Source organism: Streptomyces sp. NPDC021100, from assembly GCF_044333095.1.
Taxonomy (GTDB): Bacteria; Actinomycetota; Actinomycetes; order Streptomycetales; family Streptomycetaceae; genus Streptomyces.
The window spans coordinates 289,808-315,458 of record NZ_JBIRQH010000004.1; the positions used below are offsets into that span (position 1 = coordinate 289,808).

25 protein-coding genes are annotated in these 25,651 nt (G+C 70.9%); 12 read left to right on the forward strand and 13 right to left on the reverse strand.

Translation table 11 applies throughout. The features are described 5' to 3' along the window. Positions 1-224 precede the first annotated feature (224 nt). From argC to ACH4PU_RS10760, 5 genes are read left to right on the forward strand one after another with little or no spacing between them, the layout of a single operon-like run. A complete protein-coding gene (gene argC, locus ACH4PU_RS10740) occupies positions 225-1,253 on the forward strand; it encodes an N-acetyl-gamma-glutamyl-phosphate reductase (RefSeq protein WP_398269203.1) in 1,029 nt (342 codons plus the stop codon). Further along, complete coding sequence (gene argJ, locus ACH4PU_RS10745; protein ID WP_398269206.1) at positions 1,250-2,401, forward strand: bifunctional glutamate N-acetyltransferase/amino-acid acetyltransferase ArgJ; 1,152 nt, start codon at positions 1,250-1,252, stop codon at positions 2,399-2,401. The genes argC and argJ overlap by 4 nt, the downstream gene beginning before the upstream one ends. Beyond that, positions 2,398-3,357: an acetylglutamate kinase gene (gene argB / locus ACH4PU_RS10750; RefSeq protein WP_398269209.1), complete on the forward strand. Its 960-nt coding sequence runs from the start codon at positions 2,398-2,400 to the stop codon at positions 3,355-3,357. The genes argJ and argB overlap by 4 nt, the downstream gene beginning before the upstream one ends. Continuing rightward, positions 3,354-4,613, forward strand: coding sequence for an acetylornithine transaminase (locus ACH4PU_RS10755; RefSeq protein ID WP_398269212.1), 1,260 nt, complete (start codon positions 3,354-3,356; stop codon positions 4,611-4,613). Before argB ends, ACH4PU_RS10755 begins: the two co-directional genes overlap by 4 nt. A 7-nt stretch (positions 4,614-4,620) precedes the next feature. Next, the gene (locus ACH4PU_RS10760; RefSeq protein WP_004952171.1) at positions 4,621-5,163 is read left to right on the forward strand and encodes an arginine repressor; all 543 of its coding nucleotides are present in this window, start codon (positions 4,621-4,623) and stop codon (positions 5,161-5,163) included. Positions 5,164-5,186: 23 nt separating this feature from the next. On the opposite strand, the gene ACH4PU_RS10765 is transcribed toward ACH4PU_RS10760, so the two are convergent. From ACH4PU_RS10765 to ACH4PU_RS10785, 5 genes are all read right to left on the reverse strand, one after another. Continuing rightward, positions 5,187-6,272, reverse strand: coding sequence for a polyprenyl synthetase family protein (locus ACH4PU_RS10765; RefSeq protein WP_398269215.1), 1,086 nt, complete (start codon positions 6,270-6,272; stop codon positions 5,187-5,189). Positions 6,273-6,447: 175 nt separating this feature from the next. Beyond that, positions 6,448-8,742: a hypothetical protein gene (locus tag ACH4PU_RS10770; protein ID WP_398269218.1), complete on the reverse strand. Its 2,295-nt coding sequence runs from the start codon at positions 8,740-8,742 to the stop codon at positions 6,448-6,450. 145 nt (positions 8,743-8,887) lie between these two features. Continuing rightward, entirely contained in the window at positions 8,888-9,577 is a 690-nt protein-coding gene (locus tag ACH4PU_RS10775; protein WP_398269221.1) for a DUF3800 domain-containing protein, read from the reverse strand. A 168-nt stretch (positions 9,578-9,745) separates the two neighbouring features. Continuing rightward, the gene (locus ACH4PU_RS10780; RefSeq protein WP_398269224.1) at positions 9,746-10,084 is read right to left on the reverse strand and encodes a hypothetical protein; all 339 of its coding nucleotides are present in this window, start codon (positions 10,082-10,084) and stop codon (positions 9,746-9,748) included. A gap of 40 nt (positions 10,085-10,124) precedes the next feature. After that, positions 10,125-10,691, reverse strand: coding sequence for a hypothetical protein (locus ACH4PU_RS10785; protein ID WP_398269227.1), 567 nt, complete (start codon positions 10,689-10,691; stop codon positions 10,125-10,127). A gap of 206 nt (positions 10,692-10,897) precedes the next feature. Between ACH4PU_RS10785 and ACH4PU_RS10790 the strand changes: the two genes are divergently transcribed. Beyond that, a complete protein-coding gene (locus ACH4PU_RS10790; RefSeq protein ID WP_398269230.1) occupies positions 10,898-11,881 on the forward strand; it encodes a BtrH N-terminal domain-containing protein in 984 nt (327 codons plus the stop codon). A 111-nt stretch (positions 11,882-11,992) separates the two neighbouring features. Here ACH4PU_RS10790 and ACH4PU_RS10795 read toward each other — a convergent pair whose 3' ends face one another. Further along, on the reverse strand, positions 11,993-12,883 hold the full coding sequence (locus ACH4PU_RS10795) for a GNAT family N-acetyltransferase (protein WP_398269233.1): 891 nt from the start codon (positions 12,881-12,883) through the stop codon (positions 11,993-11,995). Between the two features lie 92 nt (positions 12,884-12,975). Here ACH4PU_RS10795 and ACH4PU_RS10800 point away from each other — a divergent pair. After that, a protein-coding gene (locus ACH4PU_RS10800; protein WP_398269235.1) for an IS5 family transposase occupies positions 12,976-13,898 on the forward strand; the annotation gives its coding sequence in 2 pieces (ribosomal slippage) (positions 12,976-13,317 and positions 13,320-13,898; 921 coding nt in all). Positions 13,899-13,986: 88 nt separating this feature from the next. Here the strand turns inward: ACH4PU_RS10800 and ACH4PU_RS10805 are convergent. Continuing rightward, positions 13,987-14,907 (reverse strand): NADP-dependent oxidoreductase, encoded by a 921-nt coding sequence (locus ACH4PU_RS10805; RefSeq protein ID WP_398269238.1) that lies wholly within the window; start codon positions 14,905-14,907, stop codon positions 13,987-13,989. Between the two features lie 87 nt (positions 14,908-14,994). On the opposite strand from ACH4PU_RS10805, the gene ACH4PU_RS10810 reads away from it, so the two are divergent. Continuing rightward, a complete protein-coding gene (locus ACH4PU_RS10810; protein ID WP_398269241.1) occupies positions 14,995-15,561 on the forward strand; it encodes a TetR/AcrR family transcriptional regulator in 567 nt (188 codons plus the stop codon). A 741-nt stretch (positions 15,562-16,302) separates the two neighbouring features. On the opposite strand, the gene ACH4PU_RS10815 is transcribed toward ACH4PU_RS10810, so the two are convergent. From ACH4PU_RS10815 to ACH4PU_RS10830, 4 genes are all read right to left on the reverse strand, one after another. After that, positions 16,303-16,692, reverse strand: a complete 390-nt coding sequence (locus ACH4PU_RS10815; protein ID WP_398269244.1) for a VOC family protein — start codon at positions 16,690-16,692, stop codon at positions 16,303-16,305. A gap of 65 nt (positions 16,693-16,757) precedes the next feature. Then, entirely contained in the window at positions 16,758-17,090 is a 333-nt protein-coding gene (locus ACH4PU_RS10820; protein ID WP_398269247.1) for a glyoxalase superfamily protein, read from the reverse strand. A 65-nt stretch (positions 17,091-17,155) separates the two neighbouring features. Next, positions 17,156-17,347 (reverse strand): DUF397 domain-containing protein, encoded by a 192-nt coding sequence (locus tag ACH4PU_RS10825; protein WP_398269250.1) that lies wholly within the window; start codon positions 17,345-17,347, stop codon positions 17,156-17,158. Then, complete coding sequence (locus ACH4PU_RS10830; protein WP_398269253.1) at positions 17,344-18,168, reverse strand: Scr1 family TA system antitoxin-like transcriptional regulator; 825 nt, start codon at positions 18,166-18,168, stop codon at positions 17,344-17,346. The genes ACH4PU_RS10825 and ACH4PU_RS10830 overlap by 4 nt, the downstream gene beginning before the upstream one ends. A gap of 137 nt (positions 18,169-18,305) precedes the next feature. Here ACH4PU_RS10830 and ACH4PU_RS10835 point away from each other — a divergent pair, with 137 nt between their 5' ends. From ACH4PU_RS10835 to ACH4PU_RS10850, 4 genes are all read left to right on the forward strand, one after another. Continuing rightward, positions 18,306-18,641, forward strand: coding sequence for a hypothetical protein (locus ACH4PU_RS10835; protein WP_398269256.1), 336 nt, complete (start codon positions 18,306-18,308; stop codon positions 18,639-18,641). A 217-nt stretch (positions 18,642-18,858) separates the two neighbouring features. Then, positions 18,859-20,145, forward strand: a complete 1,287-nt coding sequence (locus ACH4PU_RS10840; protein ID WP_398269259.1) for an IS701 family transposase — start codon at positions 18,859-18,861, stop codon at positions 20,143-20,145. Positions 20,146-20,274: 129 nt separating this feature from the next. After that, entirely contained in the window at positions 20,275-20,988 is a 714-nt protein-coding gene (locus tag ACH4PU_RS10845; RefSeq protein ID WP_398269262.1) for an NADH oxidase, read from the forward strand. Between the two features lie 307 nt (positions 20,989-21,295). Further along, positions 21,296-22,294 (forward strand): glycerophosphodiester phosphodiesterase family protein, encoded by a 999-nt coding sequence (locus ACH4PU_RS10850; RefSeq protein ID WP_398269265.1) that lies wholly within the window; start codon positions 21,296-21,298, stop codon positions 22,292-22,294. A gap of 174 nt (positions 22,295-22,468) precedes the next feature. Here ACH4PU_RS10850 and ACH4PU_RS10855 read toward each other — a convergent pair whose 3' ends face one another. Both ACH4PU_RS10855 and ACH4PU_RS10860 read right to left on the reverse strand, forming a co-directional pair. After that, positions 22,469-23,077 (reverse strand): response regulator transcription factor, encoded by a 609-nt coding sequence (locus tag ACH4PU_RS10855; protein ID WP_398269268.1) that lies wholly within the window; start codon positions 23,075-23,077, stop codon positions 22,469-22,471. A 69-nt stretch (positions 23,078-23,146) separates the two neighbouring features. Continuing rightward, positions 23,147-25,585 carry a sensor histidine kinase gene (locus tag ACH4PU_RS10860; RefSeq protein WP_398269271.1) on the reverse strand — a complete coding sequence of 813 codons (2,439 nt, stop codon included), beginning with the start codon at positions 25,583-25,585 and terminating at the stop codon, positions 23,147-23,149. Positions 25,586-25,651 lie beyond the last annotated feature (66 nt).

The following is a 25,651-nucleotide window of genomic DNA, read 5'->3' on the forward strand; positions in this document are numbered from 1 at the left end:
CCGCACCTGCTCCACTACGCCGGTGACAACGAGCGCGCCTGCATGGCAACTACCGTTCGTCGATTTGCCGGCACACGGCGTTACGGGACCAGGATCCGCTAACTGGAACCCGCATCCGCCAACCAAAAGTCGCAGCCGCGGCGTAGGCGGCCGCACGCGACCGCCCCCATTGAATAAATCTTCTCTCCTTCGTATAGTCATGCCATCGACAAGGAGGCACCCCGATGGCAATACGAGCGGCAGTGGCCGGAGCGAGCGGATACGCGGGCGGCGAAGTGCTGCGTCTGCTGCTCGGACACCCCCGTGTCGAGATCGGGGCGCTGACCGGCAACAGCAGTGCCGGGCGGACGCTCGGCGAGGTGCAGCCCCATCTGCCGGCACTGGCCGAGCGGGTACTCCAGGAGACCTCCGCCGACGCGCTCGCCGGGCATGACGTCGTCTTCCTCGCGCTGCCGCACGGACAGTCCGCCGCGCTCGCCGAGCAGCTCGGTCCCGACGTCCTCGTGATCGACTGTGGTGCGGATTTCCGGCTGCGGGACGCGGGGGAGTGGGTGCGGTTCTACGGGTCGCCGCATGCGGGGACGTGGCCGTATGGGTTGCCGGAGTTGCCGGGGGTGCGGGAGGCGTTGCGGGGGGCGAGGCGGGTGGCGGTGCCGGGGTGTTATCCGACGGCGGTGTCGTTGGCGTTGTGGCCGGTGTTCGCGGCGGGGCTGGTGGAGAGGGAGGCGGTGGTCGTGGCGGCGTCGGGGACGTCCGGTGCGGGGAAGGCCGTCAAGCCGCATCTGCTGGGCAGTGAGGTGATGGGGTCGATGAGTCCGTACGGGGTCGGGGGCGGGCACCGGCATACGCCGGAGATCGCGCAGAACCTGGCCGCTGTCGCGGGGGGGCCGGTGAGTGTCTCCTTCACCCCGACGCTCGCGCCCATGCCCCGCGGCATCCTCGCCACGTGCAGCGCCAAGGCGCTCCCCGGCACCACCGCCCAGGCCGTCCGCGCGGCGTACGAGAAGGCGTACGCGGGCGAGCCGTTCGTGCGGCTGCTGCCGCCGGGGAGGTGGCCGTCGACCGCGGCCGTCCTGGGCTCCAACGCGGTGCAGGTGCAGGTGACGGTGGACGACGCGGCGGGCCGCGTGATCGCGGTGAGCGCGATCGACAACCTGACGAAGGGCACTGCCGGTGGTGCGGTGCAGAGCATGAACATCGCCCTCGGGCTGGCCGAGGAGCTGGGACTTTCCACGACAGGGGTGGCTCCGTGAGTGTGACGGCGGCGAAGGGGTTCACGGCGGCCGGTGTGGCTGCCGGGCTGAAGGACAGTGGTGCGCCGGATGTGGCGCTGGTGGTGAACCAGGGCCCGGGTCGGGCGGCGGCGGGGGTGTTCACCTCCAACCGGGTCAAGGCGGCTCCGGTGCTGTGGTCGCAGCAGGTGCTGAAGGCGGGGGAGGTGGCGGCGGTCGTCCTCAACTCCGGTGGCGCCAACGCCTGCACCGGCCCGGAGGGTTTCCAGGACACCCACGCGACGGCGGAGAAGGCGGCGGAAGCGCTCGGCTGCGGCGCCGGCGGGGTGGCGGTGGCCTCCACCGGGCTGATCGGCGTCCGGCTGCCCATGGACAAGCTGCTGCCGGGCGTGGAGAAGGCCGCGGCGAGCCTGTCGGCGCACGGCGGCGAGAAGGCCGCCATCGCGATCAAGACGACGGACACCGTGCACAAGACGGCGGTGGTGGAGCGGGACGGCTGGGTGGTCGGGGGTATGGCCAAGGGTGCGGGGATGCTCGCTCCGGGGCTGGCCACGATGCTCGTCGTCCTGACCACCGACGCCGACGTGGACGCTCCCGGTCTGGACGACGCGCTGCGTGCCGCCGTCCGGACCACCTTCGACCGGGTCGACTCCGACGGCTGCATGTCCACCAACGACACCGTTCTGCTCCTGTCCTCCGCCGCCTCGGGCGTCGCGCCGGACGCCGCCGCGTTCACCGATGCCGTGCGCGAGGTGTGTGACGACCTGGCGCGGCAGCTGATCGGGGACGCGGAGGGGGCGAGCAAGGACATCCGCATCGAGGTGATCAACGCCGCCAGCGAGGAGGACGCGGTGGAGGTGGGCCGGTCCATCGCCCGTAACAACCTCCTCAAGTGCGCGTTGCACGGCGAGGATCCCAACTGGGGCCGGGTGCTCTCCGCGATCGGCACCACCTCCGCCGCCTTCGACCCCGACAAGCTCAACGTGGCGATCAATGACGTGTGGGTCTGCCGCAACGGCTCCGTCGGTGACGACCGCGACCTCGTCGACATGCGCTACCGCGAAGTCCGCATCACCGCCGACCTGGCCGAGGGCGCCGAATCCGCCGTCATCTGGGCCAACGACCTCACCGCCGACTACGTCCACGAGAACAGCGCCTACTCCTCATGAGCACCACGACCACCAGCGGAAGCGGCAGCACCCGCAAACACACCGCCCTCCCCAAGGCCCGCACCCTCGTCGAGGCGCTGCCCTGGCTGACGCGGCACCACGGCAAGACGGTCGTCATCAAGTTCGGCGGAAACGCCATGGTGGACGACGAGTTGAAGGCCGCCTTCGCCCAGGACGTCGTCTTCCTCCGGCACGCCGGGCTCCGCCCGGTCGTCGTGCACGGCGGCGGACCGCAGATCAGCGCGCAGCTCGACCGGTTCGGGATCGCGTCCGAGTTCAAGGCCGGCCTGCGGGTGACCACGCCCGAGGCGATGGACGTCGTCCGGATGGTCCTCGCCGGGCAGGTCCAGCGCGAACTCGTCGGCCTGCTCAACCGGCACGGCCCCCTCGCCGTCGGCCTGACCGGCGAGGACGCCCACACCATGACCGCCACCCGGCACTACGCCCGCATCGACGGCGAACGCGTGGACCTCGGCCGCGTCGGCGAGATCACCGCCATCGACACCGGCGCCGTCCAGGCCCTGCTCGACAACGGCCGCATCCCGGTCGTCTCCTCGATCGCCCGCAGCGCCGAGGACGGGCACGTCTACAACGTCAACGCCGACACCGCCGCCGCCGCGCTCGCCGCCGCCCTCGGCGCCGAGACGCTGATGGTCCTCACCGACGTCGAGGGCCTCTACGCGGACTGGCCGCACAGCGACGACGTCATCAGCCGCCTCACCGCGAGCGAACTGGAAGCGCTGCTCCCGGAACTGTCGAGCGGCATGGTGCCCAAGATGGAGGGGTGCCTGTACGCCGTCCGCAACGGCGTCGCCAACGCCCGCGTCATCGACGGACGAGTGCAGCACTCGATCCTGCTGGAGATCTTCACGGACGAGGGGATCGGCACGATGGTCGTCCCGGACGTTCCGGAGAGCGCCGATCACCCGACACAGCCCGGGGGTACCGCATCATGACCGCGACCAACGCCGCCCTGACCCGGCGCTGGCAGAACGCCTTGATGGACACCTACGGCACCCCGCGCGTCCCGCTCGTGCGCGGCGAGGGCAGCACGGTCTGGGACGCCGACGGCACGGCGTACCTCGACCTCGTCGGCGGCATCGCCGTCAACGTGCTCGGCCACGCCCACCCGGCCGTCGTCCGCGCGGTCTCCGACCAGATCGCCACCCTGGGCCACGTCTCCAACCTCCACGTGGCCGAGCCCCCGGTGGCCCTGGCCGAGCGGCTGTTGGGGCTGGCCGGCCGTGACGGCCGGGTGTTCTTCTGCAACTCCGGGGCGGAGGCGGTCGAGGCCGCGTTCAAGATCGCCCGGCGGACCGGGCGGCCGCACATCGTCACCGCCCAGGGCGGGTTCCACGGCCGGACGATGGGCGCCCTCGCGCTCACCGGCCAGCCGGCCAAACAAGAACCCTTCCTCCCGCTGCCCGGCGACGTCACCCACGTCCCCTACGGCGACACCGACGCCCTCCGCGCCGCCGTGACGGAGCGGACCGCCGCGGTCGTCCTCGAACCCGTCCAGGGCGAGAACGGCGTCGTCGTCCCACCGCCCGGCTATCTCGCCGCGGCCCGCGAGATCACCGACGCGGCCGGCGCCCTGCTGGTGCTGGACGAGATCCAGACAGGTATCGGCCGTACCGGCCACTGGTTCGAGCACCTCGCCCAGGGCGTCGAACCGGATGTCGTCACCCTCGCCAAGGGCCTCGGCGGCGGCCTCCCCATCGGCGCCACCCTCGCCTTCGGCGACGCGGCGGGCCTGCTGACCCCCGGTCAGCACGGCTCGACGTTCGGCGGCAACCCCGTCGCCTGCGCCGCCGCCCTCGCCGTCCTCGACACCCTCGCCGCCGAGGACATCCCCGCGCGCGCGGGCCGCACCGGGACCCTGCTCCGTGACGGGATCGCTGCGCTCGGCCACCCTCTCGTCGACCACGTCCGTGGCGCGGGCCTGCTGCTGGGTATTGTCCTTTCCAAGCCCCTCGCACCGGACGTGCAGCGGGCGGCTCAGGAAGCCGGTCTCTTGGTGAACGCGGTCGCACCCGACGTGGTGCGGCTGGCTCCTCCGCTGATCATCACGGAAGATGAGGTGGAGACGTTCCTCCGGGTGCTCCCCGGGGTCCTCGACGCCGTCGCCGCCACCGCCGCTGTCGCCGCCGAGGCAGGGGCGGCCGCCGCAGCCCTGACGGGGGGCTCAGGAGAACCACGATCCGGAGACTGACGAGACGATGACCGAGGCGCAGGAGACCGAGCCGGTCCACGGCGGGCAGGCCGTGCCGCAGACCCGCACCGCACGCCACCGCCGGATCGTGGACATCCTCAGCCGGCAGGCCGTCCGGTCGCAGAGCCAGCTCGCCCGGCTGCTCGCCGACGACGGCCTCTCCGTCACCCAGGCCACGCTCTCCCGCGACCTCGACGAACTGGGCGCCGTCAAGATCCGCAACACGGGCGGTGAGCTCATCTACGCCGTCCCGGGCGAGGGCGGCGACCGCACCCCCCGCGCGCCCCTCGGCGAGTCGGCCACGGAGGCGCGCATGGGCCGCCTCGCCGCCGAGCTCCTCATCTCCGCCGAGGCGTCCGCCAACCTCGTCGTCCTCCGCACCCCGCCGGGCGCCGCCCAGTTCTTCGCCTCCGCCATCGACCAGGCGGGCGTCCACGAGATCATCGGCACCATCGCCGGCGACGACACGGTCCTCCTGATCAGCCGCGACCCGACGGGCGGCCAGGCGCTGGCCGATCACCTGCTGCGGCTGGCGCAGAAGGAGCGCTGAGGGCCCCGGCCGTCCCGCAGGCCTCAGAGGGCCCGTTCCGCCGCCCAGAACGGCAGGTGCTCGAAGAAGTCCACCGCCTCGGCGCGCCACCGCGACCGCCAGCTCGCGGCCTCGGCGGACGCCGTCCCGGCGAGCCGGCGCAGCTCGGCGCGGACGCGGTCGTCCACGCCGTGGCGCCGGGCGATGTCCCGGACGCGGTCGACGGCCGCGGCCGGGCAGTCCGGGTCGCCGAGGGCGCGTTCGACCGCCTCCCGCTCCGGGCCGGTGGCCGCCGCCAGGATCGCGCTCAGCACGTAGCCGCGGCGCCCCGCGCGGAGATCGGAACCGACGGGCTTGCCGACGACCTCCTCGTCCCCGAAGAGGTCCAGGTAGTCGTCCCGCAACTGTCCGAGGACGCCGACCGGCGCCGCGTACCGGCGCAGCCGCTCGTCGTGCGCCGCCAGGTCCCCGCCCGCGACGAGCAGGCCCATCCGCAGGGGCGCGAGAACCGAGTAGCGCGTGCTCTTGTAGTCGGTGACGGTGTCCAGCAGGCCCGCGTCGGGCCGGGGGAGGAAGTCCCGTTCCAGATCCATCACTTGACCGACGACCGTGTCCGCCGCCGCCCGCGTCTGCACGTCCGTCAGCGCCTGCCGCAGCTCGGCCGGAACCGGCGCGTCCAGCAGCACTCGGACGGACAGGAAGGCGGCCAGGTCCCCCGCGAGCAACGCCAGCCCCAGCGCCGTGCGCTCGTGCGCCGGGAACTCGCCGCGGTAGGCGTAATAGGTCGAGGGCCCGCCCCGGCGGACCGGCGCGTCGTCGATGATGTCGTCGTGCACGAGGCCGTGCGTCTGCAGCAGCTCGATGCTCAACGCCGCCTCCGCGAGCCCCGGAACGTCGTCGTCCGCCGTCACCAGCCCAGCCCCCTCGTGCAACAGCGCCACCCGCAGCCGCTTTCCGCCCCGCAGGGAGAGGGCGCGGAGGAGTTCGAGAGCACGCGGGGTGAACCGGCTCACCGGCGGCGCGCCGACGTCCGCCGCCAGCGCGTCGAAGTACGCCGCGAAACGGTCGTCGAACCGCCGCTGGTGCGCTGCGAGGCGGGCGAGGGCGGCGGCGCGGGGTGTGTCGTTCATGCGGCTATTTTCCCTGGTCGGGGGGGCGCGGCTGACCGGCGAGCGTTCCCGCCACCGTGCCTTGCGAGGCGCCGCCTTTTCGTGCTGGCATCCGGCTCGGCGTCCGCCCAGGCTGGTGATGCCGCCCGTCCGGCGACCCGGTGCTTTCCCGGCCTGGGCCTCCCCGATTCGACGGCTACATGCCGGCGGCCGCTCCTACTGCCTCATCCGTCTCGTCCACGTGCCCCTCGTCCTCGCCGTCATGGATGACCCGGCGCAGGTTCTGGACGTCCGTCTGGAGGTTCAGCAACGCTTCTCGCAGCCCGTCCAACTCGTCGACGTCCATGAGGGGCGGCCAGGACCCCGCTTGGGCGTCGAGTTCCAGCAGTCGGTCCAGCGCGTCCCGTGCCATCGACAAGGACTGGCGCAGCGTGCGCCGGTGTTCGACGGCACGCTGGGCGGCGGGAAGGGAATCGCTGCCGGGCGTCGGTGATTCCGTCACCCCGACGGTCGCCTGACCCTCCGCGATGGGCGCGTCGTCGTCTCCTTCCCGGCTCTTCGGATCGCTCCTGTTGTCTCCGGCGGAAGGGGCCGCCACCGGAGGGGGGGCTGTCCGGGCGAGATGCGCCCGCCAGGCCTTCTCGGCGCGCGCGCCGTTGGAGGCCCAGACGACATCCCACTGGAACAGGGTCTCCGGCAGGCCCATGTCGTTTCGCGCGATCCTGTCCTGCCGGTCGAGGTCGACCCTGAAGTGGACGTAGCCGGCCGCCGGATCCTCGTTCTCCCCGCCCTTTCCCCTCCTGATGAACTGCCGGAGGGTCACGGCGTTCTGCGGCAACTCGTCAGTCCGGAACCGGTTGGCGGCGAGTGCGAGCGTCCAGAGCCCGAGCTCGTTGCCCGGGTGGGACAGGTCCTCGACGATCTGGCTGACGTCCGCCCGGAACGGAACGCCGCCTTTCTCCTTGGGGGCCATCAGGGCCGAACCGACATTGCGTGTCAGCTGTTTGTCGGCGATCAGCGCGATGCCGCCCGCCACCGCGAGGGTGCAGCGGGCATCGGCGTCACCGGTCAGAGCGGACGCGACCAGGGTGGTGAAGTCGTCCGTGGGGACGGGTTCCCACTCCTTGACGACGTCCGCCGTGAGCACGCCCCCGTTCTTCCAGGCGTTGCGGGCCTGACTGGACACGGCCCGTTTGTGACTGCGCCAGGGCAGATCCACGATGGGCCCCAGCAGCTCCGCGAACCCCTTCAGCCCCATCCGCTTGCCGCCCTTGATCGCCTTGGCCTGGTCCTTGAGCCGCTCGTGCAACTCCGGCCGCGTCAGAGCGTGCACCAGGTAGACGCCGCGCCACAGCGCGGTGCCGGGAATCCTGGCGTCACCGAACTCCCGGGGCAGCTCGTCCGAGCTGATCCGGCCCACCGCCAGGCCGTAGACGGCTTGCAGGCTGTCCTTTTTCACCAGGGCGTCACCTTGCTGGATCACGCGCTTCAGGGCTCGCGTGATGACTTCGACGTTCTGCGCGGCGTCGTCCCACGGTTTGAACTCCACGTGAACGGAGGCCAGGATCGACCGCATCGCGTCGTCGAAGACGTCCTCGGGTGCGAGGAGATGCCCCCGATGACCCTCCACGCCGACGGCGATCTGCGCCGGTACGACATGGGTCTGCGCGATCTGCACGGCCCGCAGCCCCGGTTCCGGGCCCGCCATCTCCGTCGCGAACTCCTCCGCGAGAGACGCCCGCCAGGCCGCCCGCCGCACCGCCAACCGCTCGCCGAGGGTGCCGCTGTCACCGCCCGGTGACGTCCCGGACCTGCCGAACAACGCCTCCACCGCCAGGGTCGCCGTCTCGGCGGCGTCGGCGTCCGGCCCCGCCTGAACCTTCCAGGCGCTGGCCAGCCGAGTGATCCCGTCTCGTACCACGAGGGCGTGGAACGGCTCGCCGCCGTCCTCGAACGTGAACTCCACCGAATGAGCGATGAGGTTGCGGGTCACCTTGCGGGCCAAGATGGACGACGTGTAGTCGTTCTTCGCCAGCGTGCTGTTGAGCGTCTGCCAGACATGGTTCCTGAGGTGGTCCAGATCCCGGAACCGGTACCGGACGACCGCGCAGGGCCTGCCCTGCACGGTGGTGCCCACCACGTGCGGGTCCGGGACGTCCATCACCTCCATCCCGGTCCGCGGCTGGATGCCGGGGAGCAGTTCGCTCAGCCACATCCGGGTGACGACCGACCACAGGGTCGCCCCTTCGACGTTCTCCTCCATGAGGAACCCGGCAGGTTGCCGGGGGGCCGGCCGGAGCTGTACGGCGGCGGTGCCGGGCGTGGTGATCCCCCGTGCCACGGCCCGCCAGGCCGCCTCGGGCAGGGTGGTCGTGGTGTTCGCGGTACCCGCCGCGACGACCTCGTCGAGGTCGGGTCCGGCGGGCGGCTCCGGGAGGGCTAGCTCGGCGTTGGAGATCAGGATCCGTTCGGATCCCCACGGGACTGTCATGGGCTGCGGGATGGAATTGGGCACAGTGCCTCCGTCCTGGGCGGTCTGATGTGGGAAGCTGGAGGTGCGGTCCTGGCCCGGGCATCCGGGGTACCAGGTCCGCCCGCCGGGCCCCGGCTGTAATTGCCGGGGCCCGGGTTCTCGCTCACAGGGGGTACGGACCCTCGGCCTCCGGGAGCCGCCGCGGATACCAGTCCCACAGGAAGCGACGCGATTCCCGCCTGATCACGGACTGGAAGGCCGCGTACGCGACGAGATCCGCGGCCTGGAGCAGTGGGCTCGCCCACGACGGTTCGAGGACGAGCTCTGTGTCGATGTACCGTCCCTCGTCGGGCAGCCCGCGATGCGCTCCCTTGAGGCCCTGCTCCGTGCCGTTGCCGTCGAAGTGGATCCGGGCGGGTATGCCGAGCGCGGTGTGCCGGGCGTTGAGCAGCGGGACGAGGTCCCGATACAGCTGCTCCCGGGTGGCGTGACGGCGGTAGACCGCCCCCACGGAGACCCCCGACAGCCCTGCCAGCTCATCGAGCACGCGCGCTATGACCTCACGGAAAGCCTTCTTCATGGGAGCGTCCGGGCCGTGCCCGGGCCTCATATGCAGGGGCCCTCCCCGGCCGCCCGCGAGGTCCACGGCATGGAGCGGCCACTCGAACGGAATGGGCAGGACGGGATCGGCCGCCAGCTTCTCTCGGAACCTCAGCAAGTGTTCCAGGACGGTCTGCCGGGCACTGGGGGCGATGGCCAACCAGCCGATGACGGACATGCCGGAGAATCCGGATTCATCCATATAATAGGTGTAGTGCGGAATGCTCCCTTCGGTGGGCCTGTCAACTTCCATGCGCCGCACTCCCCTGCACCGGCTCGACGGCGAGCCTCTGGTGCACCCTCGGGCTCACGGCATATCTGTGTAATGCCGAGTGACGATAACGCTCGGCCAGTGGCGGTGTGCCTCAAGTGGACAGACCCGGCTGGAAGTTGACCAATTGGCTGGTAAACGCTGGTCGCTTCAGGCAAGTTGCTCCAAAAGTGTAGGGAACATCCCCTTCAGGTTCGCAATAGGACTCGTTCCCATGCTGTCCAAGATGGTGACGAGCTTGGCGATTTGGATGGACTCGCCCAGGGGGCAGTCCTTCTGGATGACGAAGACAAACTCATTTTCTGTCGTGGGCAATCGCTTGGGCAGTGTGATCAACCCCTGCCGCTCCAAAGCTTCGGAGATCTGCTCGCAGAGCTCCGGACTGAGCCGGGCGCGCTCCGGCGCTGCGCACTTCTTGATGAAGCGCATGGAGAGGCGCTTGATGCCGTGGTCGACCTCGACCGCGTGCGCGATAACAGTGAAGTCCATAACTTAGCACACTACTAGGTTAGTTGACTGTGTACTGGGTTCACGCGACTACTCCTGTGAGGGGGGAGGATGTCGCCGCGTAGCGGGCGAAGGCGGCGAGGGCGCGGAAGTCGGCGTTCCGGAGGCCGATTCGGGGGTTGACGTGGTGGAGGAGGGTGCGTGCGGGGTGGTGGGCGGTCACGTACGCCTTGTCGGCGGCGCTCTGCTCGTCGTCCACCCACGCGAAGGGGCGGCCGGTGGCGTACTCCACGAGGGGAGCGGTCTTCCAGTGGACGCCGTCGGGCCGCTCCCGGAACAGGGCCTCGCCGAAGTCGACGAACGGGAGTTCCGGAAGGCCGAGCACCGGGGCGATCCAGCGGTTGGCATCCGCCATCCAGGTGGTGGCCCAGCACAGCTCGTAGCCGAGCCGGAGCAGGGCCCGGCCGTGCTCCGGGTTGAGCCAGACCCGTAGGGGGCGTCGGCGGAGCGACGGTTCATCGCCCCTCGCGGGAGCTCCGTCGTCCCGTGGCACCCTGAGCGTGGTGTAGCCGTCGGGACGCCGCTCCGGCTGGGCCGCGTAGGGATTGAGCGGCCCGTCCACGTCGAGGAACAGGAGTGGTCGGCTCACGTTCTCTCCCGGCTGTTCGGGGTTCGGCGTTCGTGGTTCGGGTGTCATGGCGGCGAGGGTTCAGGACGCCGATCGTAGCCAGGTGCCGTCCTGGAGCTCGGTGGGGACGTCGTCACAGGGGGGGCGATCCCCCCCCAGGGCCGCCAACTCGTCGTATCGCCAGGCCCGATGGGGCTCGGATGGTCGCCGGGGGCAGAATGTGCGGCATGGCCATGGTGGAAGGCGTCGACGCGCGCGGTATGCGGCACTGTGAGACGACGGCGTTGGGCGTGCTGCTGCGGCACGAGGGGCTCGATCTGTCCGAGCCCATGTTGTTCGGGCTCGGCTCCGGGTTGTCCTTCATCTACTGGGACGGCAAGGGCATGGGCTTCCCCTTCCTGGGCGGCCGGGTCAAGCCGTTCGAGCTCACCAGGAACCTGACCGCCGTCCTCGGGCTCGAACTGCTGGTCCGGGAGACCACGTCCCCGCGCAAGGCGTGGCAGAACGTGGCGGAACCCATCGACGGCGGCCGGCCGGTCGGCCTTCAGCTCGACAGCTACCACCTGGACTACTTCAGCACCAAGGCGCACTTCGGCGGGCACATCGTGGCCATGTACGGCTATGACGAACACGACGCCCACCTGGTGGACACCGCTCCTCAGGGCGGAGCCGTCTCGACCGGCCTCGCCGGCCTGGCCAGGGCCCGGGCCGAGCGCGGTCCCATGACCGCCAGGCACCGCTCGTTCACCGTCACAGTGCCCGGTGGCCTGCCGTCGCCGGAAACCCGCATCGTCCCCGCGATCAAGACCTGTGCCGACACCTTCCTGAACCCGCCCATCGCGAACCTCGGCCACCGGGGCGTCGAGAAGGCCGCCCGGCAGGTGCCGAAGTGGCTGCGGCGCAGCGGGAATCCGGAGGAGGACCTGCCGCGGGCCGCCGCCCTCATGGAGAGAGCCGGCACGGGAGGTGCCCTCTTCCGCAACCTCTACCGGGACTTCCTCGCCGAGTGCGTCCAGTCGATCGACAGCGGCCACCTGCGCACCGGGCACCGCCTGTACGCGGAGGCCGCCGCCGGCTGGACGCGGGTGGCCGCACTCGTCGAGGCGGCGGGTGAGTCCGGGGATGCGGAGAGACTCGTGGAGGCCGGTTCCGTCCTCCACGAGCTCGCGCGCATCGAACGCGACGCGATGCGGGCGCTCAGCGAGGTCTAGGCGGTGTCTCTCCGATCATGAACCCAGATGAGAAGGGCTGCGCTGCTGGAGTGCCGCGAGAGGTGCGCCCGTCACCGATTCCGTCGAACTGGGAGATGGCCCGGTGGAGGGTCAGAGGAAGTGCCCGCTGGCGAGGTAGGGCGCGGGGACGGGCATGCCACGGACGGCGATATAGCCTTCCTGGCCGATGTCGAGACGTGCGGCCAAACCGACATCAACCGCCCACTCGTTGGGGGTGGTGATGCAGTTGACCAAGGTTGTTCCCCGTGACGAGGCCAGGGCTTCCCACAACAGTTTCTGTGCGGTCTGCGGGTGTGCGGCGGCCAGCAGTGACGCTCGACCCCGATGGTCGAGGTAGACGTATCCCGGCCTGGCCCTGTCCCTGCATACGACCAGTCGCAAGGTGTCGAGCATGTAGCTGTGGTCCGGGCCGTGGCCCGCCACACGCAGGTTCTGGTCCAACCGGTCCATCCACGCGAAGTCGTCAGCCTGGCCCTCTCGGAGGCCGTCGACCGCAGGGAGCGTGGAGCGGTCCACGGTGCCGACCATCCGCATCTGCGGGTGGAGTGAGAAACCTGCCATCCGGTATCGACGTGTGGCACCGGGGTGGACGCTGGAGGAGAAGACGCCAGGGCGCCCGTCGGCATGGGTGAGGGCGGCGTCCAGCAGTCGCTTGCCGATGCCCTGTCCCTGATGACTGGGCAGCACTCCGTACGTGGCGAGATACCACAGACGGCCGCGGTTCTGTGAGATGGCGAAGCCCACAACTCCGTTGGCGCCTGCTTCCTCGTCGACCGCGACCCAGCACCCTGCTGGGTCCACGCTCAGGTAGAAGCGCACCCGCTCGATCCACTGCTTCGAAGCGGCGGCCGAGCGCAGATCGGCCTCCGGATCGCTGACTCGCCTGGTGCTCCGCTCCGCCTCGAAGAACGTCACCGCCGAAGCCCGCTCTGCCGAAAGGAGGTCGTTCTCTTGCATCGGCCTGACCTGCACAGGGTCCATCACTTCAGCGTAAGGATCAGCCAGGCCGGGACGCACTCGATTTTCCAGCTGGTGGAGTACCTGCTCGATCAGCCCGACTCGTTGTCCAGGGCATGCTCAGCAGGGGTGACCTGACCGACAGGGAATGGGAAGCGCTGGAGCCGCTGCTGCCCAAGACCAACAGCCGTTGTGGCCGGTGGCGGGACCACCGTCAGGTGATCAACGGGATCATTCGCCGCCTCTCGACCGGTTGCCAGTGGCGCACGCTGCCCGGACACTTCGGCCCGTGGCAGACCATCCACAAACGGCTCATGCTGTGGTCGGCCGACGGCACCTGGGAGCGGCTGCTCCAGCACGTCCAGGCTGAGGCCGATGCCGCCGGCGGCATCGACTGGGACAACAACGTCGACTCCACTTCGGTACGTGCCCATCAGCATGCCGCCGGGGCCCCGGAGGCCCCGCCGCCCATGCCGTCAAAGGGGGCTGTCCACGGCCTGGTCCACGCGCGCGCAAGCCTGCGGCTCCTGCTGGAGGAGGCGGTGCGGCAGACGAGGGGCCCGGCCGCTCCCGCGGCGGGCTGACGTCGAAAATCCACCTGGCCTCGGACGGGAGGTGCCGCCCGCCGGCCGTGGTCATCACGCCCGGACAGCGGGCGGACCGCACCCGGTTCGAACCGGTAGTGGAGGAGATCCGCGTCCCTGGCACGGGACTTGGCCGCCCACGCCGCACGCCTGACAGCGTCGGTGCCGACAAGGCGTACAGCAACCGCAAGACCCGCGCCTACCTGCGCGGACGCGGTATCCGCCATGTCATCCCGGAGAAGAAGGACCAGGCAGCCGGCCGCCGACGCCGGGGGTCACATGGTGGACGGCCTCCGGGCTTCGACACAGCGCGGTACAGGAAGCGCAACACCGTCGAACGGGCGATCAACAAGCTGAAACAGTTCAGTGCTGTCGCCACCCGCTATGACAAGCGCGGATACGTCTTCCTGGGCACCGTCAATGTCGCCGCACTCCTCATCTGGCTCCGATCATGATCGGAGAAACAGAACCTAGTTCTGCAACTTCCTTACTGTGCCGGAAGTTCGGAGTCCGGCGGCCGTGGGTGCTCGCTCGGGCGCCGGTTCAGAGCGCGATCACGATCTTTCCGTGAACATGCCGCTCCGCCTGCATCGTCACGGCCTCGCGAATCCGTTCGACAGGGAAGATCGCCGCGATCGGCACCGTGATTGCGCCGGAACGGATCGCCTCGGTGATCCGTTCCAGGGAGCCCGGGGCCGCATCGAGGGCGCCCGCCTGGCGCACACCGGGCGGCGGCGCGGGGCCGTCGGCCACGACGCAGATCCGCTCGGGTGCCACGCCGAGTTCGAGCGCGGTCTCGGCCGCCTCCCTTCCGAACAGGTCGGCCGTGGCGGTGATCCCCTCGGGCGCCAGGGCCCGCACCCGGTCCGCCAGGCCGGGGCCGTACGCCACGGGTTCGGCGCCGAGCCCGCGCAGGAATCCGAACGTGCCCTCGGAGGCGGTGCCGAGCACCCGGGCGCCCGCGAGCCTCGCCAGCTGCACGGCGAAGATGCCCACGCCGCCCGCCGCCCCACCGATCAGGACGGTGTCCCCGGTGCGGAGCCCGATCGCGGCGAGTGCGGCGGCGGCCGTCAGACCGGACACCGGAAGCGTGCCCGCCACCTCGTCGCCGATGCCGTCCGGGGTGGGCCACAGCGTTGCCGCGGGAGTCTTGACCAGCACGAAATCTGCGACGGACCGGCCGATCGCAGCCCCGTACACCCGGTCGCCGGGCGTGAATCCCGCGGCTTCGGCGCCCACTTCGTCCACCACTCCGGCGAAGTCGCTGCCGAAGCCGGCCGGCAAGGTGATGCCGAACCGCGCCGCCATGCCGGGCTGTGTGGTGATCTGCCAGTCCATCGGGTTGAGTCCGGCGGCCGTGACCCGGACGCGCACCTCGTCCGGTGCGGCGTGCGGCTCGGGTATCGCCTCCAGTTCGAGTACTTCGGGACCGCCGAATCGTCGGTATCGGACAGCTCTGCTCATCAGCGACCTCTCAAGGGACAGTGATGGGACTTGGTCTCGTCAACGACCGTACACCAGTGATGGGACGAAGTCCCGTACACTGCTCCCATGGCTCGCTGGCAACCCGACGCACCAGGACGACTCGCCGCGGCCGCCCTCGACCTCTTCGAGGAGCGCGGCTACGAGAACACGACCGTGATCGAGATCGCGGAGCGCGCGGGGCTCACCAAAAGCACGTTCTTCCGGCACTTCCCGGACAAACGCGAGGTGCTCTTCGGCGGGGGCACGGTGACCGGTCTGCTCGCCGAGGGGATCGCCTCGGCGCCGCCGGCGTCCGGACCGCTCGACGCGGTGGCGGACGCCCTCGACGCGCTCGGCCGGACGTTCTTCACCGCCGACCGCCGCGAGTTCAGCCGCCGGCGCCAGGCCGTGCTGAACGCCCATGCGGAGCTGCGTGAACGCGATGCCCTGAAGAGAACCGACCTCACCGCCGCGGCGATCGAGGCCCTCGACCGTCGCGGAGTCCCGAGCCCGACCGCGCGCGTGGCCGCGCAACTGGGCATGCTCGTCTGGGAGATCGCCTACGACCGGTGGCTCGACCCCGGCAACGGCGAGGACTTCGGGCCGCTGGCACGGCAGGCGCTCGCCGAAGTACGCGCGGTACTGGGTTCCTGAAGAAGGCCGGCCCGCCCGGCGGACCGTCCGCCGGAGTCCTGCGGGGCGCGCGGTTGGGGGCCGGTTCGGTTGTCGCTGTCGGCGCACTCGTGCATGCGCGCACGGTTTGACCGGACGCGTACGCCGTGCCGCCGCACACCGTGGTGCTTGACGCGCCGGTACGGCTGCCGGCTCTCGGCGACCCGGGCCTGGCCGAGGCTGTCGGCCGGGCGGGCTTCGCGCGGGTGGCGTTCGGCGTCGATACGGAGTGGACCGACCGGATATCAGGCGGTACGAGCGCATCGAGGACGTGCGTGTCGCCGAGTTCGGCGCACACGCGCGGACGATGAGCTTCCGCATCGTGGTCGGCAGGTGACGCGCCGTCCGGATTCCCCTCCGGCGGCGCGCACCCGGCAAGCTGTGCTGGTGGCAGAGCGAGTGCGGGCTCGTGAGAGCGAATGACGACGAGGGCAGGCGGCTGCCGCGGGTCGTCCGCAGGGGCACTGGGGACGAGGGTGACCTGGCGCCGGGCGCACAGGGAGGTGCTGTCGGCCCAGAGCGTGCCCGTGGCCCGACCGGGGCCGAGACCCCGCCGCCGGGTGACCTGCGTCCGCCCGCACGGGGGCCGGCACCCCTTCGCCGCCTACGATCTGGGCCAGGACGGGCTCTATCGCCCCATCAGGCCGAAGAGGAACCGGGCCAGGTTCCCGGGGCCCCGCATCGAGGCCCCGTTCGGCGCCTCGCGCTACTTCGCGCTCGAACTCAGTCGAGGCAGAACTCGTTGCCCTCGACGTCCTGCATTCCGAGGCACGACTCGTTCTCGTCGTCGGCAAGCAGCAACTGTCCGCGAGTCGCGCCGAGTGCGACCAGCCGTGCGCATTCGGCCTCCAGCACGGCCAGGCGCTCTTCGCCGACGAGACCGGTGCCGACCCGCACGTCCAAGTGCACCCGGTTCTTGACGACCTTCCCCTCGGGTACGCGCTGGAAGTACATCCGCGGGCCCGCCCCCGAAGGATCGGCGCATACGGCCCATGCGTCCTGACCGTCCGGCGGCAGCGTGACGGTGTACCCCAGCGCCGCGGACCAGAAGCGGGCGACGCGCACGGGTTCCGCGCAGTCGAAGGTGACCTGGAACTGTTTGACCGATGTCATTCGGTCACCCTAGCAAGGGAGCGCCGTTTCCCAACTCCCTTTAACGGGCCGCTGCCCGGCACACCTCATTCCGTCGGTGTGCCGATCCTGAGCCGGTTGCCGTCAGGATCGCGCAGCTCGATCTCGCGCGCCCAAGGAACGTCCCGCACCTGCACGCCGAACTCGGATGCGATGGCTTCGACGTCGAGAGTGCGGAGATAGACCAGCGTGTCCGGGCGCGCGTCGCCCTCGTGTTCCGAAAGGAACAACCGCATCCCGCCCCGGGCGATCTCGACGAACGCGGGGAATTCCGGTCCGAAGCGGTGCTCCCACTGCTTGGCGAAGCCAAGCCGCTCGTACCAGGCGACCGCCGCCGCGGCGTCCTCGACGCGGAGAATGGGGATGACTTCCTCGTCCATGAGGCCATCGTCGCAGACCGTCCCGGCCCTCGGATACCGCTCGTGCCCGAGCCTCCGGCGGCGGGTCAGCGGAGCAGGGCGCCCCGCCTGAGGGAGGAGAGGAACGCCGTCCAGGCGGCGGGGTGCGTGGTGAGGATCGGGGTGGGGGCGGCGGTCCGCTTGCTGTCGCGTATGTGTATGAGGTCGTCGGGGGTTCCGGCGACTTCCACGCATTCGTTGGTGCCCCCCTGGCTGTAGGAACTCTTGCGCCAGTTCACGAGTAGTTCTCCTCAAGCACCTTGCGGATGAAGGCTTTCGACGCGTCAGTGTCCAGGGCGTCCGACTGCAATTGGTCGTATACGCTGGCGAACAGCGAAACCTCCCGGGGGTCCGTCACGAAGACGCCTCCGGCGTTGACCCCCTCCTTGTACACCACGGTCTGTCCGTCGGCGAATGTCCACAGTGTGGCCAGTCCGATTCCGGTGAGGACCATACGGTTCCGGGAGAACGGCAGTACTTGCACCCGGACACGGGGACGCTCGCACTCCTTGAGCAGGTGTTCAAGCTGGTCGTGCATGACATCGGGAGGGCAGACGGCGCGGAGGATGGCCGATTCGTCCATGACGCACCGCAGCCAGGGGTGGTTCGGCCCGTCCAGGACGCTTTGGCGTGCCATGCGCAAGTCGACTTTCTCGTCCAGATCTCCGCCGAAGAACGGAATTCCGGCTGCCAGCAGTGCTGTGGCGTATTCGCGGGTCTGCAGCAGGCCCGGGACGACATACGTGTATTGCTGGATTCTGATGGCCTTCGCCTCGAACCCTACGAACTCGTCGGCCCACTTCTGGTATGGGGTCCGGCTCAGGAACGGCCGAATCTCCACCAGGAGGCCATTCGCGCCCAGTGCCTCGTCGAGCAACTCCGTGATGTCCTGCGGCGGAACGTCCTCCGCCCGTTCGAACTGGGCGATGCGGCTGCCCGAGAGCCGTACCTCTTCACCCAGCTGAACCTGCGTCCAGCCGCGCGCGTCGCGTAGGTCACGGATCTTCCTGCCGAACCACTCATTCAAATTGGTGGGTTCGATCCGCTTTGGTGCGGGCACAGTTGTTCGCCCCTCCGTTGAAGCCGGGCATCCCTGCAACGGGAGCGGCCTTCCTACAGCAGTTACTCCTGGTCACGCTACCGCTGCGCGGAGATGCTGGGAATCACATCGCAAGATCCCGCGAGAGGAACACCAGCATGGACAAGCCACCCGGCTCACAGCACCAGCGGACGCCCGCCGTGGGCGAGTTGGTGGTCGACGCGCGGCGTGAGCGCGTCGGGGAGGTCACCGGGACCGGTGAGGGGAGGGTGCGGCTGCGGCCGCCGACGGGCGGGGAACCGTGGGAGGCGCTGCCGTGTGATGTGCGGCCGGCGACGGACCAGGACGCGTGGCGGGTGTACCGGCCGTCGCGGTGCGCGGAGTGCCGGGACATCAAGCGGAGGCGCAGCCTCGCGCTGGCGGCGAGTGACCTGAAGACGGCGGTGGAGCTGACCGAGGCCATGGGGGTCCATCTCCGACTGGTGCACGCGTAACAGGCGGCCCGGCAGGCCCCGGGTATGAAAAAAACATACCCGGGGCCTGCTCGCATTCATCCCTCAACTCGTGCCCGGCTCACTGCCGGGCGGCACCTGTCACCTGGGACGGTCGACACCATCACCGGGGGAACCCGGGCGGGTGTTCGTACAGCGGATGTGAGGGATCCCCATGAGTGGTGCTGCCATTGCCCTGAGACCGGGTGCGGAGCGGGGCGTGCGGCCCGCCGTGATGCCGGCCGGCGGGGGGACGCGGCCCCGGTTCCGGGCAGGGGCGCGGGCGCGGACGCAGGACGACGTGCTGGCCGAACTGTGCGGCGTCGCGCTGGCGACGCTGTCGCGCAGTGACCAGCGGCGGCACGGCGAGGCGTACCTGCGCGGGCTGCTGCGGGCGCGGGGGCGGAAGTCCATCCGCAACATCGCGGGGCTGGCGGGCGGTGCGGCGCCGGAGCAGAGCCTGCACCACTTCGTCTCCAGTTCGCCGTGGGACTGGCGGCCGATGCGGCAGGCGCTGGCGCACCACCTCGTACGGACGCTCGCGCCGCAGGCGTGGGTGGTGCGGCCGATGGTGATACCGAAGGCCGGGGAGAACTCGGTGGGGGTCGAGCGGCGGTTCTTCCCGGAGGCGGGGCAGGTCCTCAACGCCCAGCAGGCGGTGGGTGTCTGGGCCGCGTCCGCGTACCGCAGCGCGCCGGTCAACTGGCGGCTGCTCCTGTCGGAGGCGTGGCTGGAGGACCCGGTGCGGCGCGGGCAGGCGGCGATCCCGGAGGCGGTGCGGACGGAGACGCCGGGGGCGTGCGCGGTGGAGGCGTACGCCGGGATGATGCGGGACTGGGGCCTGCCGGTGCGCCCCCTGGTGCTGGACGCGCGGGAGCCGGACGCGCTGGCGGCGCTGCACCGGCTGCGTGCCTGCGGGGTGCCCGTACTGGCGCGGGTGAGCGGTTCGCTGCGGCTGGCGGTGTCGGACTCACCGCTGTCGGGGCGCGAGACGCGGTTGGTGCCCGCGTCGCGGGTGATGGCGGGCGCGCGGGAACTGCGCCGCCCGGTGATCTGGCGGCACGACCCGGGCTCGGACGCGTTGGGCACGTCGCTCACCGCCGGGGTGCGGGTGGGGCTGCCGGTGGCGCAGGGAGGCGCGGGCCGGGGGCGGTTGCGGGAGATGCTGCTGGTGGGCATGGGGGAGAGCGCGGACCGCTGGCCGGCCGAACTGTGGCTGACGGACCTGGTGAACGTGGCGCCGGCCACGCTCGTCCGGCTGAGCGGTCTGCTGCACCGGGTGGACCGCGACTTCACGTGCGTCGCCGACCGGGTGGGCATCCGGGACTTCACCGGGCGGTCGTTCGGCGGCTGGCACCGGCACGCGACGCTCGCGTCCGTCGCCCACGCCGTCGCCCTGCTGACCCCGCCGGCCGACCCGGCGGGCGACGACGCCGGCGTCGTCGACGGTGCGTGCCTGCCGGACGCGGCCTCCGCCCCGGGTGGTGCGGGCCGCCGCGTCGTGTGAAACAGAAGGTGTCATCTGAAAGAGACCGCGTCATGTGAAAACTTCACACCACCGGGATGACCGAATGGCTGTTACCTGATGGGCGACTGATCGCATACTGAGCGCGACAGGGGGCCGGGGGGAGGGACGATGCAGATCGGCGCCGGACACCGCGTGCTGCACCTGTGGTCACTGAGCGAGGACGTGGTGGTCGAGCACCGGGCCGGCGGTGCGATGGTGATCAGGGGCCGCTGGGGGGCGGAGTGGATCGACCGGCCGGTGCCCGCGGTGCGGGAGGCGCTGCGGCGGATGGAGCTGGGGCCGGTCCTGCTGGCGAACGTCGAGACGGGGAAGCGGGGCGGCGCCGGGCCCGGGCAGGGGCCGGGATCCGGACCCGGGCAAGGATCCCGACAGGGTCGCGGGCGGCGGCGGGGCGACGGGCCGGACCCGGGCCGGGTGATCATGATGCGGGTGGTGGGCCGGCTGTCGCACCTGATCGTGCGGACGCTCGGCGTGGACGACCTCAAGGGCCCTTTACTCTCCGTCTCCCCGGTGACCAGGACCGCCTCGTTCGCACCGTCCAGGCTCCCGGAGGAGACCCCCGTACGGCTGCCGGCCGACGTCGTACTGACGCCCTGGCGGTCCGGGTTCACGCTGGAACGCGCCGACGCCCGGTACCGCGTGGTGCTGCACCGGCCGGAGGCCGTGTGGGTGCTCGGCATGCTCGCGTGGCCGGTGACGCCCGAAGCGGCGTCCGCCGGGCTGCCGTTGCCGCGGGAGATGACCCAGGAGATTCTGGCCTATCTGGCCGCGGCGGAGATGCTCGCGCCGGCGGGTGAGCGGGGCAGGCTGCGCGCGGGGTGAGGACGTGCCGTGCGACCGTCCGGCCTGTACGTATGTGTCACGCGTCCCGTCCCACCCGTACGTACGTGTCACGCGTCCCATCCGACCCGTACGTGTCGCGATCCGTCCCGCCCTCCCCGCGAGGCCCCGGACGATCCGGCGGTCGTTCCACCCCGGCGTTCCAGCCGGCCCTCATCTCCCCTGGTGAAGGCCCGTGTTCACGTTCCCGTGTCCCGAAGTAGCCGGTCCGCATGGCGGCCGGACGGCGTTGTCCCGCAAGCTCAGGTGATCACACGTTCAGGACGGGACCCATGTGACACGTGAAGGAGTGCCTTCCTTGACCACTCACCTTCGACGCGCCACCGGCCCGCGGGCGGTGCTCGCGCTGCTGGCGGCACTGTGCGGGATCGTCGGTGCCACCGCGCTCGGACCGACGCCGGCGGCGGCGGCCGACCAGCGGCACGCGATCTACGCCATCGCGCACCGCGTCGACACCGTGGAGGGCGTGGACGCCGCGCTCAACCACGGTGCCAACGCCATCGAGATCGACGTCTGCGCCTGGTGGAACCCCAACGAATGGCGCGCCTACCACGACTGCTCCTCGGCCGGCGAGAACCGGCGGGGCCCCAGCTTCGACAGCATGATCGACCGCATCCTCTCCAACGCCAAGGCGGGGCGCCGGCTGGCCCTCGTCTGGCTGGACATCAAGGACCCCAACTACTGCGGTGAACAGCCCAACCGCACCTGCAGCGTCGCCGGGCTGCGCGACAAGGCGCAGCGGCTGACGGCCGCGGGGATCCAGGTGCTGTACGGCTTCTACGAGTACCACGGCGGCGACAACCCGGACGTCGGCGGCCGGGGCTGGAAGAGCCTGGAGGGAAAGCTCGGCAAGCTGGAGGGCATCACGACGACCGGGGCCCGCGACAAGGTGATCGACGCCTTCAACCGGTCCGGTGCCGGCTTCCCGAACGGCCGCCGGGTGATGGACTACGGCGACACCAACATCCCCAACGGCTTCGGCAACTGCACGGAACCCTCCTACAACACCTGTGCCGAGCTGAAGAAGGGCGCCGCTGACCGTTCCGCCGGCCGCCTCGCGGCCACGCTGTCCTGGACGGCCACGTACAACGACCCGTGGTACGTCGACAAGCTGCTGGGCGACGCGCGGGTGGACGGCATCATCGCGGGCTACGGCGCCTTCACCGGTGTGCGCGAGTACGACAACGGCTGGCAGTGCGCCAACGCCATCAAGCTCATCCGCGACTGGGTGGACCGCCACGGCGGGACGCACCGGATGGCCACCAGCGCGGACCGCCTGTTCAAGTAGAGCCCGTTCAGGCGGCGTCGGGCGCTCCAGGCGGCCTCAGGCGGCTCCGGGCGCCCGAGACGGCTCCGGACGGCGGACGGCAGCGGCCGCGGATCCATACCGCCCCGTGTGCACGACCCGAGTTCAGGGCGGGTCGTGGACGCGGGGCTTCCGCCGTCGCCGGGCGGCTGTCGCCTATGTGAGCCAGCCCGAGTCCCGGGCGATCCGGATGGCGTCCACCCGGTTGCGGGCGTTGAGCTTGGTGACCACGGTCGTCAGGTAGTTGCGGACGGTTCCCGCGGACAGGTGGAGCCGGGACGCGATCTCCCCGGCCTCGGCGCCCTCCGCCGCCAGGCACAGCACCTCGGTCTCGCGGGCGGTCAGCGGGCTCTCGACACCGCCCCAGGCGGCGAGGGCCAGTTCGGGGTCGATGGAGCGCTGGCCCTTGGCCACCCGGCGGATGGCGGCGGCGAGTTCGTCCGGCGGCGCGTCCTTCAAGAGGTAGCCGGAGACGTGGGCGGCGAGGGCGCGGCGCAGGGTGCCGGGACGGCCGAGGTTGGTGAGGATGAGGGTGCGGCACTCGGGCAGCCGCTCGCGCAACTCGGCGGCGGCGGTGAGCCCGTCGGTCCCCGGCAGGTCGATGTCGATGACCGCCACGTCGGGCCGGTGCCGGAGCGCGGCCTCGACGATCTCGTCACCGCGCTCCAGCTGGCACACGACCTCGATGTCCGGTTCGAGGTCGAGCAGGGCCACGAGTGCTCCGCGGACCATGTGCATGTCCTCGGCCAGAAGTATCCGTATCACGGGGTGCCCTCGTCTGTAGCGTGCCGCGGGACCGGCGTCCGGTGAGGTCCCGCAAGGTCCGTGATCTTATCAACGCACCGCCAGCGCACGCTCATTTACGGGGGTTACGGGGCGGGCGGGGAGCGTGGGGCACTGCGCGGGAGCCTCGGCGGTCAACCGGAACGTTCCGTTCTCCCCCAGCTCGTACCTCAGCCGCCCGCCGATCGCCTCCAGCCGCGCGATGAGGTTGCCGAGACCGCTGCCGCCGTCGGGCGAAGTGTCGCGGTGGGCGGGCGCGGCACCGTCGTTGCGGACCGTCAGACGGACGCGGCCGTCGCGCGTCCGGGTCACGGAGAGCGTGCAGTGCCGCGCCTTGCTGTGGCGCAGGAGATTGGTGACGGCTTCGCGCAGCACGGTGGCGAGCACGGTGTCCGCCTCCGGCCCGACGGAACCGGGCGCGCACTCGACGTACAGGGCGATCCCGGCGGAGGACAGCACCGAGCGCGCGGAGGCGATCTCGTCCTCCAGGCACAGATCGCGGTAACCGCTGACGACGGTCCGTACGTCGGCGAGCGACTGCCGGGCGACGGCCAGCACCTCGTCGGCCTCCGCCATCGCCTGCTCGGGGCGGACGGGGATGAGGCGGCGGACGAGCTCGCTCTTGAGCGTGATGGAGGAGAGGCTGTAGCCGAGGAGATCGTGTAGGTCGCGGGCGAAGCGGAGCCGCTCCTGGGCGACGGCGGCGCGGGCGAGTTCATCGCGGGTGCGGTGCAACTGCCAGATGACGTCGTAGAAGTGGGCGATCGCGTAGACGACGATGCCGCAGAGCAGCGTGGACTGGCCGTAGTAGTAGCACCACGAGCCGGCTTGGCGGCCGAAGCAGGCGGAGACGGGCAGGCTCAGCCCCGCCACCCAGTACAGCACCCAGGCCGGCCGGGAGGGCAGGAGCAGCAGGAGGGAGCCACAGAAGAATCCGGCCATGGACCCCCACCACTGCCCAAGGACGACGATCGGCAGGTAGGCCAGCACGCCCTGGACGCCCAGGGTGACGTACGCGCGGCGGCCCAGCCGGCGGCGGGTGCGCGGACAGAAGTGGACGCACTGGATCGCCGCGCTCACGGCCAGGCCGGTGAGGGAGGCCAGGGTGGCGGTGGTGGACATGTCCCGGCGCAGGATGTTCATGGCGATGGTCACCACGTAGTCCAGCAGGACGGCGACGGAGATGCCCAGCGCCGTCCGGGACGCCGGCGTGGGGAAGAGGCTCGCCCGGTCCTTCGGCCGGCGGCGGTGCGCGGAGGGCGCCTCCGCGTGTTCGGCCGGCAACTCGGCGACCAGGCGGAACCCGCCGCCGGCGGTACGACCGACCGTCAGGCCGCCGCCGAGGGCCCGGAGCCGGGCGGCCAGGCTGCCCAGCCCGGTGCCGTCGCCCTCGGAGGGAGTGAGCGGGGCGGAAGCGGTGCCGTCGTTGGTCACCGACAGGCGGACCACGCCGTGCTCCGTGCGGGCCGCGGTGATGTCGCAGGTGGTGGCCCGGCTGTGGCGCAGGACGTTGGTGACGGCCTCGCGCAGGACCGCCGCGAGGGCGGTCTCCGCCCGGCGGTCCAGGGTCCCCACCGCGACCCGGGTCCGCACGTCGACGTCGGCGGAGACGAGCACCTCGCGCGCGGAGGTGAACTCGCGCTCCAGCGACATGTCGCGGTAGCCCCTGGTGACGGCACGGACGTTGGAGAGCGCCTGCCGGGAGACGGTCAGCACCCCGGCGACCTCGTCGACGGCCCGGTCGGGGCGGGTGGGGATGAGGCGGCGGACGAGTTCACTTTTGAGGGTGATGGAGGAAAGGCTGCTGCCGAGCAGGTCGTTCACGTCGCGCGCGAAGGCCAGGCGTTCCCTGGTCACGGCGGCCTGGGCCAACTCGGTCCGGGCGTCGCGGAGATCGCGGGTGCGCTTGGAGAGGTGCGAGAGGCCGAAGACGATGAAACCGCAGCCCTCCAGCCCCAGGGGCCAGTAGACGCACTCCACCCACCCGTAGCCGTGGTGGACGGTGACGGCCAGCAGTACGACACCCAGCAGGCCGAACAGCGCCCAGGTCAGGCGCGGCGGCAGCACCACGAGAACCGATCCGACGAAGAGGCCGGCCATCGTCACCCAGTAGAAACCGAAGACCGTGAGCGGCAGGAAGGTGAGGACCCCTTGCGCGGCCAGGGTCAGGTAGGCATAGCGGCCCAGGCGGCCCCTGATCGTCGATGAGGAGTGGGCGCACTGAAGGGCACAGAGGACGACGATCAGCACGCCGGCCCAGAACAGCTTGCCCAGGCCCACCACCTCGGTGAGGTTGAGCATGCACATGCTCGAATACGAGATCAGGACGCCGACGAAGAGCATGCGGGCCAGCCAGGGCGTCGGAGGACCTGGGAACTCCGTCGATTCCCGGTGACGGGCGTCGCCCTGCTCGGTGGTCCCCTGTCTGCCGTCCCCCTCGGCGTCGTTTCCCGACCCGCTCGTTCCCCCGAACCGATCGCGAGATCCCATCTGCGACGCCGCCCTCCCCGATCACACGCGTCTCACATGTGACGGCAGCATAAGGGACGGGCGTAA